Source organism: Mesorhizobium sp. LSJC280B00 (assembly GCF_000502835.1).
GTDB lineage: Bacteria > Pseudomonadota > Alphaproteobacteria > Rhizobiales > Rhizobiaceae > Mesorhizobium.
This window is the reverse complement of sequence record NZ_AYVL01000093.1, coordinates 1-2835: the sequence shown is the minus strand read 5'-3', so window position 1 is coordinate 2835 and position 2835 is coordinate 1. Positions and strand designations below refer to the sequence as shown.

The 2835-nt window shown below is 58.7% G+C and carries 5 protein-coding genes; 2 read left to right on the top strand and 3 right to left on the bottom strand.

The window, feature by feature from the left end; all coding sequences use genetic code 11:
* Positions 1–135: 135 nt before the first annotated feature.
* The 3 genes from X773_RS73325 to X773_RS73315 form a co-directional block, all read right to left on the bottom strand.
* Complete coding sequence (locus X773_RS73325) at positions 136–390, bottom strand: DUF982 domain-containing protein (RefSeq protein WP_023680943.1); 255 nt, start codon at positions 388–390, stop codon at positions 136–138.
* A gap of 379 nt (positions 391–769) precedes the next feature.
* Complete coding sequence (locus X773_RS73320; protein ID WP_023680942.1) at positions 770–988, bottom strand: hypothetical protein; 219 nt, start codon at positions 986–988, stop codon at positions 770–772.
* Between the two features lie 259 nt (positions 989–1247).
* Positions 1248–1478 (bottom strand): hypothetical protein, encoded by a 231-nt coding sequence (locus X773_RS73315; protein ID WP_023680941.1) that lies wholly within the window; start codon positions 1476–1478, stop codon positions 1248–1250.
* 479 nt (positions 1479–1957) lie between these two features.
* Between X773_RS73315 and X773_RS78885 the strand changes: the two genes are divergently transcribed.
* Positions 1958–2095 (top strand): glycogen debranching N-terminal domain-containing protein, encoded by a 138-nt coding sequence (locus X773_RS78885; protein WP_023680940.1) that lies wholly within the window; start codon positions 1958–1960, stop codon positions 2093–2095.
* Positions 2096–2315: 220 nt separating this feature from the next.
* Positions 2316–2687: a hypothetical protein gene (locus tag X773_RS78880; protein WP_023680939.1), complete on the top strand. Its 372-nt coding sequence runs from the start codon at positions 2316–2318 to the stop codon at positions 2685–2687.
* The last annotated feature ends 148 nt before the right edge of the window (positions 2688–2835 follow it).

Below are 2835 nucleotides of genomic sequence, written 5' to 3'. Positions count from 1 at the left end.
TCGCGGGTTTAGAGCTTGCAGCGGGATTCTTCGTGGATGTGCAGCCGCTGTGGGGGGGTCCGTCGCCTTTCTCACGGGCGGCGGGCTCCTTTCGCGAAGGCGGTGTTGGTCAGAGAACCTTTACCGCAACTCAAGTTAGCTACTTGTCATTGGGGGGAGTAATGTCCCCTCCTCTTTTGCAGCAGCCAGGAATGCCTTGCGGGCCTCCTCAGGTTCCATCTCGTCGAAAATCACGGCCATGCAAACGCGCACCGCGAGATCCCAGCAAGGGCCACGCTTGGTCCACTTCATCAGCTCCTCGCCGGCTGTCTCGGCGTTGTTGACGTTGCGAATGATCCCGGGACGCTCGGTCTTGACGGGGACCGGAGGGTTGAACCAGTGGCGAGCCATGAAGGGGCCTTAGGGCGGCTAGCGGGTTTCCTGTCTATAAACCGGCTCAGCGATGAGGACGGCTAACCATTTGTTAGGGATGGTCTGAGTCCGTGACGGGTGTTTCCAAACGTCCATCGACGTTTATCCGAGCGGTCGGTACGAAGCCGGTATGCATCATCTTCCGGTGGGTGTCGCCCTAGTCATTTCGCTTGTTGTCGGTCTAGCCATTGCGGCGATCGCCTCAAAGGACCATTCGGAAATCTGCGGCATCCGATGCTTATTCGTCCTCGGCGAGAGCGTTAATGTGAGGGCTGTCACGCCAAGGCGGGAATGTCGAGAATGAATGGCAGCACACGGTCGCCATTGCCAGGTCACGACAAGCGAAGCTGGCTGACAGCTATTCGCGACCGTCGAAAGGCACGCAGAGGCCCATGGCAGTTGCTGCCTCGAGGATCGCCTCGGTCAGTTCTTCGTCGGAGGCCACCAAATAAGGCGCAGCCTCCCGAGCTTCGCGTAGTGCCGCTTTGATCGAGACCGTGTCGCGACGGTCCGCCCTGTTGAGGAGTACAGTGATTGCTTGCTCTAGAAGCGGACCGACCCTTTGCGCGACGCTCATCCGGCCCTCCCCAGGGACACGCCGAAGGGGAATCTACTCACTTCCTGACCGACATCAACGCCATGTACGAATCGTACGAATTGGCACGGTGCTAGGCCGCAACAGTCAGCAATTTTTAGCTCGAGTTTCTGATCGGTGATCGGATAATTGGCTCGCGCGCAGACCCCCTCCGACCATAAAGCGCTTCGATCCGCCTTTCGTCCACAACCTTGGGTCGAATCGTCCCGACGTATACCGGAGGGAAGAACCTGCCATCAGGCTATTCGCGAAGGTCGAACGCGACGAACATGCCAAAGGTTGGGGCAAGATCGACAATAAGCTCCACCAGCTCGCAGTCACTTTCCGCCAGATGCGGGCCGTCTCGGCGCACCGCTGCGATAGTCTCTTTGACGGAGATGATGATTTGGCCGCGCCGGGCTCGTAAAATCAGCTCTTCAACAAGCTCATTGGCAGTCACTTTGATGGGTCGGCAGTTCGTCCAAACGTTCATACCAGGCCTCCCACCTCAGCGAGAACCCACGCGGAACATTCATGACCCTCTGTCGGGAAAAATCAAGGGAATGTTTGTAGGAAATTTCCAAGAGGGGATTAGAGAACAAGCACGCAGCGAGCCTCTGTACTCTTCCGCTTTGACGCTCACCCAGCCGGCTAGGGACCTTCTTCCGTCGGGGCCTGTTTGGCCCGATCAATAGCCGCAAGTAATGACTGTAGGGTTGGCGGCAGTTCTGGTTCGACCCCCAGATTTAAGAACGTTTGTACGTTATGACGATAGCCTTCGGAACGGATCAGTTTCCGAAACGCTTCGGAGACAGACTGATGGTCTGCTTTGTTGCTGGTTGTCATGTTCGGGAAGTCCGTCCCAATGAGCCGCAACTCGCCCGCAACGAATGGGTTCCATCAGGAGGTCGGAATATTTGGTAAAAATTTCTGAGCGGCAGATCGGATAACTGGCTCGCGCGAAGCCCCCCGTTGCTCGAGCGCATTACCTTCACCAACTACTTCGCGCGCGAGATTGCGTTGCCGGTCCGTGTCGACTTCGATGCCGATTTCCGAGACATGTTCGCGGTGCGCGGCACCACGCGTAGCCATCGCGGTCGTGCCCCATGACGCGCTGATTGGTGAGGCAAGCGTCACATTTCGGTACGAAGGGCTTGATAATGTGGCGCGCCAGTCGGTCATTGCGGAGCCGGATCAGGTGCATTCCAGTTACGCCGAGTTCCGCATTGTCGTGCCGAGCCGTGACCGCAGGATCCTCCATCTGGATGGTCGGTCACGGCGAAGAGATTCCGTCCAGTGACCGGTTTCGTGCCGCCGCTGCGCGAGCGCGATGTGCGATTCGCTCAAAGCGCCGGCAAGGCGCCACCGTTTCAGTTCCGGACGCGTGTTCAATGACTGGCTGGCCCGCACACGTGCCGACATCGCGCTCCTGACAACCGACCTCGAGACGGGACCATACCCGTATGCCGGCATTCCGTGGTTCTCAACCGCCTTTGGTCGCGACGGAGTCATTTCCGCCTTGCAGATGCTCTGGCTCAATCCCGAGCTTGCCCGTGGCGTGCTGGCGTTTCTCGCCCGCTACCAATCGACCGAGACTTCCGTCTTCGGAGACGCGGACCCAGGCAAGATCATGCACGAAACGCGCAAGGGCGAGATGGCCGTGCTTCGCGAGTTGCCGTTCGGCCGACAGGACCGGAGATGAGGACTTTGTCGATCGCATTTGGGAATCACTGGGTGCTGCCACGGCTTCGATGGAAGAAGTCGGAGCCCGCAACGGGGAGGGGTTCGTTACCTACAGCAGGGCAGCGGATACGGGCCTCTTCGATCAGGGGTGGAAGGACAGTGCCGAT

What these genes read in the sequence shown, in the direction of transcription:
- X773_RS73325 (WP_023680943.1), bottom strand. Translation starts at nt 390, where the DNA reads ATGGCTCGCCACTGGTTCAACCCTCCGGTCCCCGTCAAGACCGAGCGT.
- X773_RS73320 (WP_023680942.1), bottom strand. Translation starts at nt 988, where the DNA reads ATGAGCGTCGCGCAAAGGGTCGGTCCGCTTCTAGAGCAAGCAATCACT.
- X773_RS73315 (WP_023680941.1), bottom strand. Translation starts at nt 1,478, where the DNA reads ATGAACGTTTGGACGAACTGCCGACCCATCAAAGTGACTGCCAATGAG.
- X773_RS78880 (WP_023680939.1), top strand. Translation starts at nt 2,316, where the DNA reads ATGTGCGATTCGCTCAAAGCGCCGGCAAGGCGCCACCGTTTCAGTTCC.